The organism is Streptomyces sp. NPDC111516 (assembly GCF_055635345.1).
This window is the reverse complement of sequence record NZ_JBVKBV010000033.1, coordinates 1-15295: the sequence shown is the minus strand read 5'-3', so window position 1 is coordinate 15295 and position 15295 is coordinate 1. Positions and strand designations below refer to the sequence as shown.

At 71.0% G+C, this 15295-nt stretch carries 17 protein-coding genes; 11 read left to right on the top strand and 6 right to left on the bottom strand.

Annotation, left to right across the window (positions count from 1 at the left end; all coding sequences use genetic code 11):
* Window positions 1-97: 97 nt before the first annotated feature.
* Window positions 98-1030 carry a ParA family protein gene (locus tag ACZ7L9_RS34825; RefSeq protein WP_119611676.1) on the top strand — a complete coding sequence of 311 codons (933 nt, stop codon included), beginning with the start codon at window positions 98-100 and terminating at the stop codon, window positions 1028-1030.
* A complete protein-coding gene (locus ACZ7L9_RS34820; protein ID WP_471421537.1) occupies window positions 1030-1965 on the top strand; it encodes a hypothetical protein in 936 nt (311 codons plus the stop codon). The genes ACZ7L9_RS34825 and ACZ7L9_RS34820 overlap by 1 nt, the downstream gene beginning before the upstream one ends.
* A gap of 67 nt (window positions 1966-2032) precedes the next feature.
* Here ACZ7L9_RS34820 and ACZ7L9_RS34815 read toward each other — a convergent pair whose 3' ends face one another.
* Together ACZ7L9_RS34815 and ACZ7L9_RS34810 are read right to left on the bottom strand one after the other, a co-directional pair.
* Window positions 2033-2338, bottom strand: coding sequence for a hypothetical protein (locus tag ACZ7L9_RS34815; RefSeq protein ID WP_471421536.1), 306 nt, complete (start codon window positions 2336-2338; stop codon window positions 2033-2035).
* Window positions 2339-2558: 220 nt separating this feature from the next.
* Complete coding sequence (locus ACZ7L9_RS34810) at window positions 2559-2756, bottom strand: hypothetical protein (RefSeq protein WP_471421535.1); 198 nt, start codon at window positions 2754-2756, stop codon at window positions 2559-2561.
* 219 nt (window positions 2757-2975) lie between these two features.
* On the opposite strand from ACZ7L9_RS34810, the gene mobF reads away from it, so the two are divergent.
* Window positions 2976-4748 (top strand): MobF family relaxase, encoded by a 1773-nt coding sequence (mobF, locus tag ACZ7L9_RS34805; RefSeq protein ID WP_471421579.1) that lies wholly within the window; start codon window positions 2976-2978, stop codon window positions 4746-4748.
* Window positions 4745-5098, top strand: coding sequence for a hypothetical protein (locus tag ACZ7L9_RS34800; RefSeq protein ID WP_471421534.1), 354 nt, complete (start codon window positions 4745-4747; stop codon window positions 5096-5098). The genes mobF and ACZ7L9_RS34800 overlap by 4 nt, the downstream gene beginning before the upstream one ends.
* A 628-nt stretch (window positions 5099-5726) precedes the next feature.
* Here the strand turns inward: ACZ7L9_RS34800 and ACZ7L9_RS34795 are convergent.
* Entirely contained in the window at window positions 5727-6173 is a 447-nt protein-coding gene (locus ACZ7L9_RS34795) for a hypothetical protein (protein ID WP_471421533.1), read from the bottom strand.
* A 261-nt stretch (window positions 6174-6434) separates the two neighbouring features.
* Between ACZ7L9_RS34795 and ACZ7L9_RS34790 the strand changes: the two genes are divergently transcribed.
* Both ACZ7L9_RS34790 and ACZ7L9_RS34785 read left to right on the top strand, forming a co-directional pair.
* Window positions 6435-6905, top strand: coding sequence for a hypothetical protein (locus ACZ7L9_RS34790; protein WP_471421532.1), 471 nt, complete (start codon window positions 6435-6437; stop codon window positions 6903-6905).
* Window positions 6906-7022: 117 nt separating this feature from the next.
* Complete coding sequence (locus ACZ7L9_RS34785; protein ID WP_471421531.1) at window positions 7023-8081, top strand: replication-relaxation family protein; 1059 nt, start codon at window positions 7023-7025, stop codon at window positions 8079-8081.
* Window positions 8082-8137: 56 nt separating this feature from the next.
* Here ACZ7L9_RS34785 and ACZ7L9_RS34780 read toward each other — a convergent pair whose 3' ends face one another.
* Complete coding sequence (locus tag ACZ7L9_RS34780; RefSeq protein WP_471421530.1) at window positions 8138-8842, bottom strand: hypothetical protein; 705 nt, start codon at window positions 8840-8842, stop codon at window positions 8138-8140.
* Window positions 8843-9085: 243 nt separating this feature from the next.
* Here ACZ7L9_RS34780 and ACZ7L9_RS34775 point away from each other — a divergent pair, with 243 nt between their 5' ends.
* From ACZ7L9_RS34775 to ACZ7L9_RS34755, 5 genes are all read left to right on the top strand, one after another.
* Window positions 9086-9352: a hypothetical protein gene (locus ACZ7L9_RS34775; protein ID WP_119611666.1), complete on the top strand. Its 267-nt coding sequence runs from the start codon at window positions 9086-9088 to the stop codon at window positions 9350-9352.
* A complete protein-coding gene (locus ACZ7L9_RS34770) occupies window positions 9321-9854 on the top strand; it encodes a DUF6879 family protein (RefSeq protein ID WP_432043470.1) in 534 nt (177 codons plus the stop codon). The genes ACZ7L9_RS34775 and ACZ7L9_RS34770 overlap by 32 nt, the downstream gene beginning before the upstream one ends.
* Window positions 9855-9870: 16 nt before the next feature.
* Complete coding sequence (locus tag ACZ7L9_RS34765; RefSeq protein WP_471421529.1) at window positions 9871-10719, top strand: helix-turn-helix domain-containing protein; 849 nt, start codon at window positions 9871-9873, stop codon at window positions 10717-10719.
* 97 nt (window positions 10720-10816) lie between these two features.
* Entirely contained in the window at window positions 10817-10996 is a 180-nt protein-coding gene (locus ACZ7L9_RS34760) for a hypothetical protein (RefSeq protein WP_471421528.1), read from the top strand.
* A 44-nt stretch (window positions 10997-11040) separates the two neighbouring features.
* Window positions 11041-11451 carry a DUF6415 family natural product biosynthesis protein gene (locus tag ACZ7L9_RS34755; RefSeq protein WP_471421578.1) on the top strand — a complete coding sequence of 137 codons (411 nt, stop codon included), beginning with the start codon at window positions 11041-11043 and terminating at the stop codon, window positions 11449-11451.
* Window positions 11452-11660: 209 nt separating this feature from the next.
* Here ACZ7L9_RS34755 and ACZ7L9_RS34750 read toward each other — a convergent pair whose 3' ends face one another.
* Both ACZ7L9_RS34750 and ACZ7L9_RS34745 read right to left on the bottom strand, forming a co-directional pair.
* On the bottom strand, window positions 11661-14522 hold the full coding sequence (locus ACZ7L9_RS34750; RefSeq protein ID WP_471421527.1) for a helicase associated domain-containing protein: 2862 nt from the start codon (window positions 14520-14522) through the stop codon (window positions 11661-11663).
* A gap of 36 nt (window positions 14523-14558) precedes the next feature.
* On the bottom strand, window positions 14559-15185 hold the full coding sequence (locus ACZ7L9_RS34745; RefSeq protein WP_471421526.1) for a hypothetical protein: 627 nt from the start codon (window positions 15183-15185) through the stop codon (window positions 14559-14561).
* Between the last annotated feature and the right edge of the window lie 110 nt (window positions 15186-15295).

The window sequence follows — 15295 nt, the reverse complement described above, 5'->3', positions numbered from 1 at the left end:
CTCGCAAGCCAGTCCTGGCAAGGGTTCTGGGTGTGCCAAGATGCCCCTGCCGCGCACGGTGCGGCCCACGCATGAGTAACAAGGAAGGGCACCCCCCGTGCTGAACCCAAGCGCAGCGCAGCCGATCGAACCTCCCGAGGGAAGTACCGTCGTCGGCACAGGGAAGGGCGGCGTCGGCAAGAGCACGGTGGCCGCGCACCTCGCCGGCGAATCCGCGGCTGCCGGGGAGCGGACCCTCCTCATCTGCGTGACCGGGCAGGATGACGACGACCTCGGCATCAAGCGGTTCAACCGCGGAATCCACCCGGAGGGCCCGTCCGTCATAGACGGTGAGGGTCTCTACAGCGCCATACACGATCGCACCCCGCTCCGGCCGATCCGGGAAGTACGCCCGAACCTGGACGTGATGCCTGGCGGGCCCAAGGTCGGCGAGATCGACGGGCTCCTGATGCTGCGCACGCTCCAGGAAGGCGCAGGCGTCGTCATGTCGCTCGCGCAGGCCCTGGCCCCGATCGCGGCTCTCTACGACCGCATCATCTTCGACAGCGCCCCGGAGAAGGACTCCCTGGAGCAGTTGGTGCTCGCCGCCGCGAAGTACCTCATCGTGCCCACCCGCTCCGACGATTCCTCGGTCCGCGGCATGGAGCGCATCAGCAAGAACTTCAAGCTGGTGAAGACCCAGGTGAACCCTCACCTCCAGATGGCCGGGGCTTTCCTCTACGGCTCGAACCGTGCGGCGACGCTGATGCACGCGGCCGTCTACGAAGACATCCGCACGGCTCTGGGCGAGGGCACGCCGATCCTGGAGACGATCGTGGGCTACCGAGAGGTGCCCGCACGCAACGCCCGCAAGAAGGGGCTGCTGTTCGGTGAGTACGCCGACCTGCTCCCGACCTCCGCGACGCCGTACGACGTGAAGGCCGGCCGCGCCACATCGGCCGACGTCGTCCCGGACACGATCGTTCCGCTGGCCAAGGAGATGCGGGAGCTGAACCAGGAAATCTTTGACCACACCAGGAGGAGGGCCTGATGGGCCTGTTCGACGTCGACGAAGAAGCCCAGCAAGGCCAGGGCGCAGGCGGCCTCTTCGGCGGAGGTCTGGCGGCAGCGGCCGGTGCGGCGAGCGTGGTGGTCAAGCCACTGCCCGGCACCTCCCTCGCCTTGATCCCCGCGCCCTACCAGCCTCACAGCGAAGACGAGCTGTCCGACCAGGAGCGCGCGGACCTCGAAGCCTGCAAGGCCGGGGTCGACAACCTTCGCAACGCCTTCTGGATCGCAGGCAAGTCGTTCGAGACCATGAGCGTGGCCAAGCTCCACCGCGAGGAGAACCCCAACTACGCGGCATGGGTCTGGGACACCTGGGAGGTCTCCGAATCTCAGCTCTACCGGCTCATCGACGAATGGCGCGTCGGTGAAGCGCTCGCCAACCTCGGGCACAAGCCGCCGGAGTCCCACGTCCGCGCGATGACCGAGCTACGCCGCCAGACGAACGACAAGGTCGCGATCACGGTCTACGACACCATCGCCCGATGCAGCCCCCGCGTCACGGGGGAGCTCGTAGAGAAGGTGGTGGGCGACCTCGGCTTCCTCCCGAAGGACGCCAAGCCCGCCGACGTCGGCCGTCGCGTCCGCGAGCTCCTGGAGGCGCCGGAGAAGAAGTCCGACGCCGACGAGAAGAACGACGGTGTCCCGGACATCAGCTCGCTCGGCAGCGACTCCCCAAATGGGGAGTCGAGCCAGAAGCCCAGTAATAGCAAGGCGGACCCCCTTGCGACGAAGGACATCGAGCGACTGCAGAACACCCTCGCCTCCCTCCAGGAGGCAGCGAAGAGAGTGAACAAGTCGGCAGCACGCCGGGCCGTCGAAGCACAGCCCGACGTCGCCGTCCCGCTCATCCAGGAGATCGGTTCGCTGCTCCAGCAGATCGACAGGGCCGTGGCGATCAGGCTCCCGAAGGCGGAGTGACCTCCGAGGCCGATGACGAAGGCCGGCCCCAGACCACGGGGGCCGGCCTTCCGCGTTCCCGAAGCCGTCAGGGCCCGGTGAGGATGTCGTGAGTGCCGATGCGACGCCAGATCACGTGCGGGGTGTCAGGGTGACGTGCTGGTCCGTATTGCCACGTGGCGCGTCCTGGGGGGCCGGTGCCCATGGACCAGGTGAGTTCGTAGATCCCGGTCGCCCGTTGAACGCGCTTGACGCGAAGGCCGGCCCGGAAGCGTCCTCCAGCGCGCAGATCCTCGACGAAGGCCGCCACGGTCTGGCGGAACTTGCGGCGCTGTTCCGGGGTGAGGCGGTCCAGGTCGGCAGCGAAGCGCGGCAGGGTCTCGTACGTGGGCACGGCGAACTCCTCCGGGAAGCACGAAGCCCCCGGCCGGTGGCCGGGGGCAGTGGTGGCTGTTCGTGTTGAAGGGCGTCGGTGACGTGGCGAGGTCAGTGGTGGTGGGTTGTCGGGGGTGCGGTGCAGTGGTGCGTGCTCGATGACGATGGAGTCGGTTGCCGTGCGTTTTCGTGGCGGGTGATGCTGATGTGGTCGGCGCGCAGCATTCGCACGGTCCGGGTCAGAGGCCGTAGTGGTCGTTCATGAGGTCGTTCCACATCTGCGCGTTGGGCAGGTCGTTGGCGCAGGCGTTGCAGTGGGGCAAGTAGTCGGTCCTGGGGGAGTACGGCACGTTCGAGCGGACGACGACGGACGGGCGCAGCGTGAGGGGCCGGCCGCACAGGGGGCAGAGGTCTCCGTGGAGCAGTTCTCGATTCATGCGGCGGACTCTGCACACGTCGGCGGCTTACCGTCGCGGGCTGCCGGGACGGCCCGCCTGGCGGGCGCCACGGTAAAGACTTGGTGATGGCCTCCCGCCCGGCGGGAAGGACCCTGGATCGCGCTTTTGCGCAGGTCATGACCGGTGTTCCATGGCCCGGTGATCAGCAAATCGGAGCTCCGTCCGGGTGACGGAGTGCGCTACCTCTTCCGCGGCGTGATGGTCGGTGACGGCCACCGCCCCGCGGGCACGACGCTGCGCGACGCCCAGGACGAGGCCGGCGTCCCGCCCGGGATCTGGCGGGGCCGTGGTCTGGAGGCGGTCGGCCTCACGGCCGGGGACGTGGTGAGCGAGCGGCAGGCCGAACTGCTCCTGGGAGAAGGCCGGCACCCGGACGCCGACCGGATCGAGCGCGAGCGCCTGGAGGCGGGCGACCATCCGGCGAAGGCCCGGCGGGCGAGCGTGCTGGGCAGGCCCATCGAGCACAACCGGTCGCCGAAGACGGAGAAGGCCAAGGAGCGCGTTCCCTGGCTGGGCATGGACCTGGTGTTCCGGCCGCCGCCGACGGTGCACATCGCGTGGGCGCTGATGGGTGACGAGCATCGGCGAGTGCTGGAGCTGTGCCAGGACATCGCCGTGGACAAGACGCTGAAGTGGCTGGGGGAGTCGGTCGCGCAGACCCGGTCGGGGAGCGGCGGCAAGCACCGCACACCGGTCCGCGACGGGCTGATCGTCGCGGTGTTCCGGCATTACGAGTCCAGAGCTGAGGAGTCGAAGCCGCTGCTCCACGATCATGCGGTGGTGTCGATCCGCGCCCGCCGGTCGGACGCCAAAGGAACGTGGGGCAACCTGTCGGCGGACACGCTGCTGTCGCACATCGTCGCCGCCGACACCCTGTACCTCCTGTTCTTCATGGAAGAGGTGTCCGCCCGGCTCGGGTGGGCCTGGGAGCCGCGCGAGGTGACACCCGGCCGCCGTCCCGTTATGGAGATCGCGGGCATAGATCAGCGGCTCATCGGCTGGCAGTCCACGCGCCGTCAGCAGATCGAGGAAGCGCTGTTCGTCCTCACAGCCGAGTACGTGGAAGAGCACGGGCACGAGCCGGGCGAGAAGGCCGCCTACGGGCTGGCCTGCCGGGCCGCCGACCGGACGCGCCCACCCAAGCGCAAGGACATGCGGCCGCTGTCCGAGCTGCGCGAGCGGTGGCGGGAGTCGGCCATCGCCGCGTTCGGCGCCGACGTCATCGACCGGCTGGCGCAGCGGGCGCGAGCGGCGGCCGCGGCGGTGTGGGCGCGGGTGCGGCCAGTCGTCGACGTCGCCCTGGCGGCCGTCGACGTCGTCGCCGTGGTGTACGTGATGCGCGGGGCGTTCAAACGCCACCACCTGCTCGCCGAAGCGCGCCGCTACCTCTCCTACGTCCTGCGCGGCCGACCCCACCAGCCCGGCCTGGACGAACGAATCGTGCAGACCGTCGTCGACGACTACACCCGCCCCGTCGGCCGGGGCCTGATGATGACCGCCGACCTGCACGCCCTGTACCCGCGCGACACGGCGGACCAGGCCGTGCTGCGCCCGCTGACCCGCAACCGGACGCTCCCTCTCTACGCACGGGCACGCCTCGCCGCCGACGCGTTGAAGACCCGGATACACGCGGCGCGCCGTGCGGAGCGCCTAGGCTCCCGAGCTCGCCCGCACACCGTCGCCGTGCCCGGCACCTCGAGGACTGGCCTGCGTCCGTCGCGCCCGGACCGGGAGGCCGACCGCGCCCAGGAGCAGCAGCAGGGGACCGAGGCTGCCGCGCTGGAGCAGACCCGCGCCACGATCGAGGCCGTCGCCCAGATGGCCGCCAGGCTCCAGGACACAGTCCGGGAGCGCGCCGCCGCCCGCGCCGCCCGGCAGCAGCCCGCCCCGCCGGCGCCCGCACCGTCACACACCCCGCCGCCCGGCGTGCAGCCGACACCTGGCCGGACACCCACAGGAGGACTCACATGACCACACCGGAGACCCCCGAGATCCCGGAGGTGAAGGACGTCCTCGCCCGAGCCCGCGCAGCCAGTGGGGAGATGGCCGCCGCGCTCGGTGAGGACCAGGAGCCCGAGCCCGAGGTGCCCGTGGGCTGGCAGCCGATCTGGAAGCGGCCCCGGACACCGAAGTCGAAGGCGGCCAAGAAGAAGCAGCTGGAGGATCAGCGGGAGCGGCTCCAGGACGCCGCCAAGCGCCGCCTCGCTGCGGGGGAGTCGCGCCGGCCCCGCTCCCGGCAGAGCCGGATCGGCAACGCGGCTGCCCGCCGTGATGCCCGCGCCCTGTCCCGGGTGCGGCGCTCCAACGCCTGGCTGCGGTGACGATGCCGGACATCGTCCACCGAGTGGAGCCCGCGATGTTCTGCATCCTGTGGCGATGTACGGCATCGGGTGGAGTCCACTCCGGGCTCCACCCGATGGCTTCCACTCAGTGGCGTCCACTCGATGGGCTCCACCCGGTGGGCCGCACTGAGTGGACGCCACCGTGGTGCGCACCGGATGACGATGGACGCCACTCTGATGCGCACCACGATGTCCGCCACCGCACCCGGTGCGCACCATCCGACGATGTCCGGCAGGCACGTGCGCACCCGGTGCGCCGCACCCGATGTCCCGCACTGCACCGGTGCGCGCACCGCCGGCCTACCCCTGTTTCAGGTTCCGGCGGGCGCGCATCGCTTCTGGACCAGGTGCGCAACCCAGCACGTTTCCCCACGTCAGACCCGGTGCGGTCTTCCAGTCAGGTCGCGGTCAAGGGGGTGTGTGATATAGGAGTCCGCCGCCGCGCGCGGCGCGTGCCCGGTGCGGTGCGGTGAGGCCGGTGGTGCGCACCCGATGCGCGGTGCGGTGGGGTGGTGCGCGCACCGGGTGCGCACCACCCGACGATGGTGCGCACCCGGTGCGCGCGGTGCGGTGCGAGGTGCGCACCACCGGCATCGGGTGGTGCGCGCTACACGGCGGTGAGGCGCACCGGGTGCGCTTCCGTCGCCTGCTTCATCCCGGCGGCCTCCAGCTGGCGCAGGACGCCGGCGACGTCGCCGTGGTCCTCGGTGAGGATGTTCTCGGTGAAGCGGGTGATGGTGTCGGCGATGCCCCGCGAGTTGGCCAGGCACACGCCGTGGCAGGCGAGCTCCAGCAGCAGCCGCCCGAGCGCGGCGGCGAGGAAGGAGTGCGCGCACGGCTCCCCGTCGTGGTCGTCCTCGGCGGTGATCGGGATGAAGACGCGCGCGGCGACGTCCACGAGCAGCTGGTGAAGCTTCTCCGGGCCGATGTCGTCGGCGACCGTGTCAGCGGTGTCGATGTCCCTGGCGTGCCACGCCTGGATGTAGGCGAAGGCGTCGACGACGTCGGCCGGCTGCATCGGGGCGAGCGGGACGGTGACGGTGTTCTCGGGCATGGGTGGCTCCCTGTCTTCGGGCCGCCCCGCTGATCGCGGCGGCCTCGAAGACACCTTCGAGCCGCAGCCCTGTGGACAGAGTCCGCGCACTGACGGTGAGCGGCCACGGCCCGGCCCCTCATCACGTTTCCCCTTGACACGGTCCGCTACCTGCGACATACCGCCCATTTCAACGGGGGAGAAATCTCCGTCCCGGCACGCTGCGCGACGACCGGGGAAAAGCCGCTGCCGCCCGGGACGTGCCGCTGGGAGACTTCGGGGATGACCACGCAGCGGCTGCCGTTCCCGGTCCCCGACGACCGGGCCCACTACTTCGTCACCTCCTACGCCGACATGCACGACCTCGTGGAGGACCTGGTCGTGCCCGACGGCGTGCCCGATGCCGCGGCGACGGTCCTGCGTACGGCGCGCGAGCTGCTGCGCCAGTCGTACTACTGCTACGAGTTCTCCACCGTGGCGGTCATGCACGCCCTGATCGCGGTGGAGATCGTGCTCCGCGACCGGATCCCGGACGCGGGCAAGAAGCCGCTGCACGGCCTCATCAAGCAGGGCGCGGCCGACGGCATCCTGACGGATCGGCAGGCGGAGTACCTCGACTATGGTCGGCAGATCCGCAACGGGATGGCGCACGGCCAGACCACGCACACGGTGATGCCGCCGGCCATGGCGGTGCCGATGGTGACGACGTCGTTCGCGATCGTCTCCGAGCTCTGCGCGGCGCCCGCCGGGTGATCACGGCTCGGTAACGGTGAAAGGCGGATCGTCACACCGTCGACTTTCGCGACACCTCTAGCAAGTGAAGGGGGATTCCATCCGGACCCCCGCGCCACCTGCGTGAGGACCTTCACCATGACGTACACCAGCAGCGCCCGGCAGCCCGACCCGGAGCCGCGCCCGACCTGGACAAGGGGTGCTGAGCGCCTTCCGGGCGGCCCGGAATCCAGTGCCGTGAACGGTGCCGTGAACGATTCCAACGTCGCGCCGATCACCGCAGCTCACACTGCCCGTCAGGGTGCCTCCCGGCACGCTGACACCTCTCTCCCTTCCCCTGAGACGTCGGCGAAGGGGAAGAGGTCCACTCCCACGGCCGGGAAGGTGCGGGCCGATGCGCTGCGGATGCTGGGGTGTGTGCGGATAGCGACGGTTCGGCAGATGGCTTCGGTGATCACGGCGGAGGAGTCGGACGGCCGGTCGTACGTGCGCAGGGCGATGGTGGAACTGGCGGAGCTCGGGCTGGCGGAGACGAACGGGAAGCACGGCAAGGACAAGATCTGGAACCTGACGGTGGCGGGACAGAAGGCTCTGGCTGACGGCAACGAGCTGCCACCACGTCCGAAGGCCGGCACCGGAGCGAAGGCGGTGAAGGCCGGGTTCGGTCCGCACGGACTCGCGGTGACCGACACGATCCTGGCCTACGGCGGTCGGCGCTCGCTGACCGACTGGCAGGTGGAGGTGAACCACGCCATCAAGGAGACCGGCCTGAGCTTCAACACCGACGCCGTCCTAGCGTGGCCGACCAAGACCAGCGAGGTCCGCCTCTTCGAGCTCGACAACGGCACCATGTCCCAGGCCCGCCTCGCGAAGGAGGTCTGGGACTACGAGCGCTACGCCGGGCACCGCGTCTGGGAAGGCGCCCGCGGCACGATCGGCGGGACGTACCCGTTCTGGCAGCGCCACCGCTACACCCGCTCGAAGACCTTCCCGCGGCTGCATGTCGTCCTGGTAGGGAAGGCGGAGCACCTGCTCGACAACCGCCTCCAGGCGCTCACCGCCGACGTGAAGGGCATCGCCATCGCGGTGTGGGCGAACACCCTGCCCCGGCTCCAGCAGGGCGAGCCCTGGTACGAGATCGGCGTCGACGACCCGTCCCGGCGCCGCGAGCGCTACCCCGAGCCCGCCGGCCGCTGACGTCCGAGCCGGGCAGGCCCTTCGGCGCGAGGGGCCTGCCCGGGGCGGCGAACCGCCTACGCCATGGCGGCGGCCACGGTCTCCAGGACGGCGCGCTGCTGCGGGTCGACCGGGACGTCGATCCCCCGCAGCGAGCGGAGGGTGGTGCCTTCGGCGCACAGCCTGCACAGCCCCATCACCAGCATCGGACCGGCGCCGATCAGGGTGTGCGAGGAAGAGCTCTCGTAGACGGGTCGGTAGCAGCCGGGGCACAGGCGGCAGTCCTCGAGGTCGTCCGCCGGCGGCGCGTCCGGACCGAGCACCGGCACGATCCGCAGGAGGTTCTCCCCGGCTTCCGCCCACAGCCCCATCGGCCGCTCCGCGCTCCGCTCGAAGACGACGTCGCCGTCCGGGCCGTCGGAGGTGCGCACCCGGGCCAGCGTGCCGACACCTTCCTCCGGGTGGTCGGGCATGAACGCCAGGACGGTCCTGTAGCCGGGGCCCTCGGTCACGCCGAAGACATGGCCGCGCCCGGCCGCGAGGGCCGTGCCCACCTCGTTCAGCCCGCCGTCGACGTCGTTGCGTAGACGCAGCGGCCAAGAGGCCGGAAGACCGTCGATCTCGGCAGGGGAGGACGTGATCAGGATGCCGTTGCCGGACCGGCGAACGTCCAGGTGCTGCATTCCCTCGGTGGAATGGAACGCGGTGCCGAACCACTCCGTGGTCGGCTGGCCGCTCTCGCTCCGGGGGCGGCGCGGCTTGTGCTGCTTGTGACGTCCCATGCTGTGCCTCGCAGACGTGGCCCCGTGCGCGGGCCGATCGGTCCGCTGAACCCACCAACCGGCAGCACGCCGACCGGGCTACGCCAGGGGCTCGGCGTTCACTCACCCGGCCCACCCGGCTGTCGGATTGAGCACGCTGTTGACCGAACAGGGGACCGAGCGGCCCCCGGTCTTGACCGAGAGTGCCGGTGCGCGAGACGGTCGGCGCAACTAAGCGCAACCGACTCGACACGGGAGAGCGCCATGACGTTACGGTTCGTCGGGATCGACCCGAACACGGGAGGCGGTGGGTCGCCGACGGTGTGGGTGGAGGAAGAGAGCGCCGACCTGGTCCTCCAGGGTCCGGAGGCCGAAGCGTTGTTGAAGGCGATGATCGGCGGGACCGAGTGGGTACCTGGCCACGCGGTGGGCGTCCCGCCGCACGAGACGGTGATCCGTATCCCGGTGCGGATGGCGTCGATTCTGAGGGAGGCGTGTGATGTCGCAGAGCAGCGTGCCGGACTTCGCTGAACTGCTGAGGGGCGCTCAGCACAGCGCGGTGCATCTGGAGATGCGCGACAGCTACGGCGTCGGCGACGAGGCCGAAGAGATCGCGCTGTTCGCCCGGACCGGCCAGATCGACCTGGACCCCACGGCCCGATGGTGGCCCGAGTGGCTCGGCCTGGTGAAGGAGACCCTGGCCCGGGGCGTGGTGATGCGCCGCGCGCGGATCGTCTCCGAGCCGGTGACCGACTACATCCGGTGGGAGCACGCGGCCACCGTGCTGAACGTGGGCGCCGGCGAACAGGTCCGCTGGCTGCCCCGCCGCAACGCCTCCGACATCGCCCTGCCCGGCAACGACTTCTGGCTGATCGACGGCCGCCTGGTGATGTTCCACTTCTTCAGCGGCGACGGCGACTGGGTCGACCCGGGCTGCGAACTCACCGAGGACCCGGCCGCGGTGAGCCTGTGCGCATCGGCGTTCGAGACGGTCTGGGAGCGCGGCATCCCGCACGAGAAGTACGCCGTCTAGGCCCCTGAGCAGCCCCATGAGCACTTCCCCATCGTCCAGCGCCCAGGCGGCCCGCGAGGCGCTCGCCGTGCGCTTACAGCACCTGCGCAAGGACGCCGGCCTCACCGGGAAGGACATCTCCGCCCGGTGCGGCTGGCATCCGGCCAAGACGACCCGCCTGCAGAAGGGTGCCGCTCCGCCCTCGGACGCCGACATCCGCGCCTGGTGCGCGGCGTGCGGCGCGGACGACCAGGCCGACGACCTCATCGCCACCGCCCGCGCGGTCGACTCGATGTACCTGGAGTGGCGCCGCCTGCACCGCAACGGGATGCGCTCGGTCCAGGAGGACTGGTACGCCCTGCACGAGCAGACCCGCGTCTGCCGCGTGTACGTCTCTAACGTCCCGCCCGGCTTCTTCCAGACCACCGGCTTCGCCACCGCCCTCATGGGCCAGATCACCGCCTTCCAGGGCACGCCGAACGACGTCTCCGAAGCGGTCGCCGCCCGCGTGGCGCGCTCCCGGTTCCTCTACGAGGGCGGGCACCGCTACGTCGTCCTCATGGAGGAGTCGGTCCTGCGCTTCCGCACCGCCGACCCCGAGGCGATGCGCGGGCAGCTGCGCCACCTCCTGGCGGTGATGCCGCTCGCCTCGGTCTCGCTCGGGATCATCCCGTTCACCGCGCAGCGCACCGTGTGGCCGTTGGAGGCGTTCTACCTCCACGACGACGACGTGGCCGTGGTGGAGACGCTGACGGCGGAGATCAAGGTGACGCAGCCGCGCGAGCTCGCCGACTATGCGAAGGCGTTCGCCGGCCTTGCGTCGATGGCCGTGTACGGCGACGCGGCCCGCGACCTGATCCGGGCCGCGATCGACGCCCTGGAGTGAAGCCGCCGCAATTTCTCGCAATCTCGTTGAGGTCCGTCGCCAACGCTGCGTAGCGTCGAAGTCACCGACGGACCACCAGCCGGAGAGGCGGGGTCGCATGCGCGCAACCGACAGCACCGCCCCGGCCCCGGAGGGCCGCGGCCTCCAGCTGCCCGCCTACGGCGTGCCCTCCCCGGCCCTGCTGGCCCGCGCGGACCGCGGCTTCGCCCGGTTCCTCGCCCAGCAGAGCGAGGACCAGGACGACGGGGACGGCGGCGGCGAGGACACCCAGCGGTGACCGCCGGCCACCCGCACGAGACGCTCCCGGCAGCGAGGCCCGCCATGCACACCAGCAGCCACACGGTCCTGTACGACCCCGACGGCCTGATCGAGGCGGAGCTCCCGTTGGACCGGGAGCCGTACGAGTGCCTCGTGAAGGCCGTCCTCGCGTGGACCGGCGAAGACACGCTCGCGGAACGCGACTACGAGCAGATCGGCCTCCAGCTGACCGGCCACGCCCGCGCCGTCGCCTCCGACGTCCGGCGCCGCGCGGACCAGCTGCCCGAGAGCAGCGGGCGCCGGGCGCTCGCCGACGTCGTCCTGCGCGAGGCGGAAGGCCGGCTGTCCGCGCCGCTGGAGGGCACCGTGCGCTGCGTCCAGAACCGCGCCCGCCTCGTGCGCGCCCTCTACGAACGGCTGGACCGGCTGGAGGCCGCGCCCGCCCCGGAGAGCGTTACACCGAGCAGGGGCTGAGGTCTTCGCCCGCTCTGGCTGCAACACCCGGTGCAACGCCCCGCGTTTCACATCTGACCTGCGGGAACACCCGAAATGAGCCAGGACGACCCGCGTGTTGCACCCGGCGTTGCAGGCCCTCACGGATCCGGCGCCGAACAGCTGGCCCACCGACAGCACGAGACCCCGGGCCTTGGCGGGCCCGGGGTCCGGTCGGAGCGGGGGAGCGGTCAGTAGTCGTCGCGCTCGGAGGGCGGCCCGTACTGCTCGATGAGGTCGCAGGTACATCTACCGCTCGCGTAGAGCGTCTTGTCGCACTCATCGTGGTGACTGCGCTGCGGGGCGCCCCGTGCGGCGTCAGGCTGCGCCGGAGCGTCCTGCACGACCCGGACCGCGCCCGCCCAGTCGACGCCCAGCGCGGCCAGGGCGGCGAGCTGGTCGGCGCTCAGCTTGTCCCGCCTCGACTTGACGTTCGAATTCCACACACCCAGCTTCACGGTCACCGGCTCCGCCTCACCGTCGACCGTGATCGTCTCGCTGTGCCCCCTCGGCACTGCCCGCTGCCCTTCCCGCTCCACCCACTGCGCCAGGGCCGCCAGGCCCCGCTGGAACGCCGCCTCCGCCTTGCTCCCGGCCTTCCTCGGGCCCTTGGCCGCGTCGGCCGGCGCCGCGGGGAGCTCCGCCGGGGCGGCGGCGGTCAGGGGCAGGGTGGCGCCGTGGATGCCCAGGGCGGTCAGCCGCTCGCGCTGCTCGGGAAGGAGCTGCGCCCAGGTGCCCGGCTCTTGCTGACGCCACCTCCAGGTGCCGATGTCATCGCCGTCGTAGACGACGCCGCCCGCGATGTAGGGCAGCACGCCGTCGGCGTCGACCAGGTCGGCGAGCACCCGGTAGTGCCGCTGCCAGTTCAGCGGCCACGGGCAGTCCCAGTCCGGGTCGATCTCCGTCAGCTGCGCCGCGCGCACGGCGGCCCGCTGCGGGTCCTTGCCCAGGCCGCCCTTCCGGCGCAGGTTCGCCATGTGCTGCCCGATGGGCACCATCGCCTCGCCCTCGCCCCACACCGCGTCCTGACGCGGTGCGAGGTGTCCGGTGGCCCGGCGGTAGGACCGCAGGGCGGCGAGCTTGCTCTCCCACGCCTCCTCGCCCGGCTCCCAGACCATCCCGGCCTCCGGCGCGTCCAGCAGCGTCTTGCGCCGCTCCTCCAGCTCACCCGCCCGCAGGGCCTTCCGCTGTTGGTGGACCCAGCGGCCAAGCGGAAAGGACTTCGTGACGCCGACTTCGACCTCGACGTCGTAGGGAACGGCGTGGACGCCGTTGATCTCGTTCTCCTTCCGCCAGCGGATGAGGGCTTGGTAGCCCTCCAGCCACACCAGGGACTCCGGCCGGTAGACCCGCGTACGGAGGAACGCCGCGATCGTCGCCGCGTCGCGGGGGGTGGAGAAGTGGAGCAGGGCGGCTTCCGCGGCGGCCTGGGTGTCGTCGTCCTCCTGGTCCTCGCCGTCGCCCGCGCCGCCGGCCCCGACGATCTGCCCGTCCTCGTCACGCTTGACGTGCACCTTGCGCTTGCCGCTCGTGAGCGCCCGGGAAGCGAGCTGCTCAACGAGTCGGTCATCATGCGAGCGGAGCCCCTGGAGGACAGCAACAAGGGGGCGGAACGAGGCGCTGGCGACCATGTCGGTCGGGTCCTCGTTCGGCTCCAGGAACACCGGCACGATGATCCGCGCGACCTTGGTGGAGCCGTCCTTGTTGAGCCTCAGCGCCCGGCCGATGTTCTGCACGATCTCCACCTGGGAGCCGCGGGTGTCCGCGAAGCAGATCGAGTCGACTCCCCGCTCGCCGGTGATGTCGACGCCCTCACCGAGAACGCGAACGCTGGCGAGGAAGGCGCGGTGGACCCGGCGCCCGGCCGCGTCGATGCCGTTGGCGAACTGGCGTAGCGCCTCCCGCCGCTCGGCTACGAGGTGGTCGCCGCACAGCCACGCCGACCAGACGCGGTCCGGGGGTACGTGGCGGCCGGCCTCCAGCTCGTAGAACTCCGCGTCGATCGACGACTTCGGCAGCTTGTCGGCGGCGGCCAGATCGGCGTCGGAGGCGTCGTTCAGGTACAGCGCGGCAGCGGTCTCGGGCAGCTTGTCCGCGAACGCGCGGGCCTCTTCGACCTTCTGGTGGAAGGTCATGACCGTACGCAGGTTGTACGCGGCGGCGTGCTCCAGGAGCGCGGTCTGCAACAGGGCGAGGCGCCGGCCCCGCTGCGCCTCCTCCGACTCCCCGAGGACCGGCGAGGGATCGCGGATCTCCAGGACGTCGATCTCGAATCCGGCAAGGATTTCGCGCTCGATGGCCTCGCTCAGACCGAGCTCTGCGAGCCAGGCGCCGTAGGTGCCGTCCGGGTCGTCCGACATCGTCGCGAGCTCCACCTCCTGGCCGTCCGCGCCCTTCTGCGGGCGGGCCGCGGCGAGGATGCGAGGGGTCGCGGTCAGGTACAGCCGGAAGTCCGCCGGGATCCGCTGGTTGTCGTGGATCGCCGCCCACGGCCGACCAAGATCACCGGCGGTTCCGTGCGCCTCATCCACGATCGCGAGCGAAAAGCCGTCCATGCGCTGCCCGTAGAGCCGCTCTCCGCCCGCCAGAGCGGCCTCCAGCGGCCCGCGAACCTTCCGCTGGCCCTCGGGTGCGTCGATGTCCTCGCGGTCCACGAGAGAGGCGTACGTGGCGAACACGACCACGGGCCCGTGCCCGGCCCACAGGGCGAGCTGGATCGGGTTGGTGGTGGTGCGCACCCCGAGCTCGTTCAGGACCGCATCGTTCTCCAGCGAGCACACCGCGACCATCGGGGCCCGGTGGCCCACCAGGCGCCACGCCTGGGCGGTCTGGGCGAGCAGGTCCAGGGTCGGCACGGTCACGAGGATCCGGCCGTCCGCGAAGCTCTCCAGCGCGCACGCGGCGGCCGTGATCGTCTTGCCCGAGCCGGTCGCTGACACGATCGTTCCCCGGGCACCCTGCGGGGGCACGGATGACCTTGCAGGGAATCCCACCCACTTCCTAAACGCGGACCGCTGGTCTACCTGGTGTTCCTTGAGCCGAATCGCTGACATTCCGTTCCTCCCCTGGAGTTGAATTCCTGCGGTCTTTCAGAGGGCCGCGTGCGGAATGCAGGCCGCGCCCATGTCGTTCCAGATCGACGCATCCGCCTTGTGCCAGCCGCCCGGCTTTCCGTCCTTGAAGGGCGGCTTGTCGTCCGGGTCGTAGTGACCGGCATCGAGTGTGCAGACGACGTAGTCCCCATCGCTGGTGACCGTCCGGGCCGTGCACAGACCGCCAGCCTCGCCCAGCGCCTCCAGGACCTGGCGGCGCCTGGTGGTGTGCGGGTACGTGGCCGGCAGTACGGCTTCCCGGACGTACCGCTCCAGCCGCACCAGGTCTACGCGCTCACGCTGCCTCACGTCCGCGATGTGTACGGCCAGTTCAGCGGCCCCAGCCGACCGGCCGCCGCGCCGGGACCACTCCCGGTCCGCGATGCCCACCAGGGCCTCGCTCACGGCCGCCACGCCCTTGTCCCAGCCGTCCTCGAACTCAGCGCCACGAGGGCGCGGCGCCATGCCGTCCAGCTCCACCACCTGGCACTGCGCCCCTGCGACCGCCCCGGCCTCCAGCGCGGCCACCAGGTCGTCCGCCTCGCTCGCGGGCACTCCCTGCGCCTCCAGGAGTGCGAACAACCTCAACCGGGCGTTCACGCCTGCCGTCTGATACTGGCTCACCCGGCGCACAGAATCGCTGCTCAGCGCGGGATCGGGTCCGGTAGATTCGTGGTGACCGGTCATCTGCGGTCGTTCCTCTCGGAATTCCGGGGAGGTTCCCGGGTGGTTGG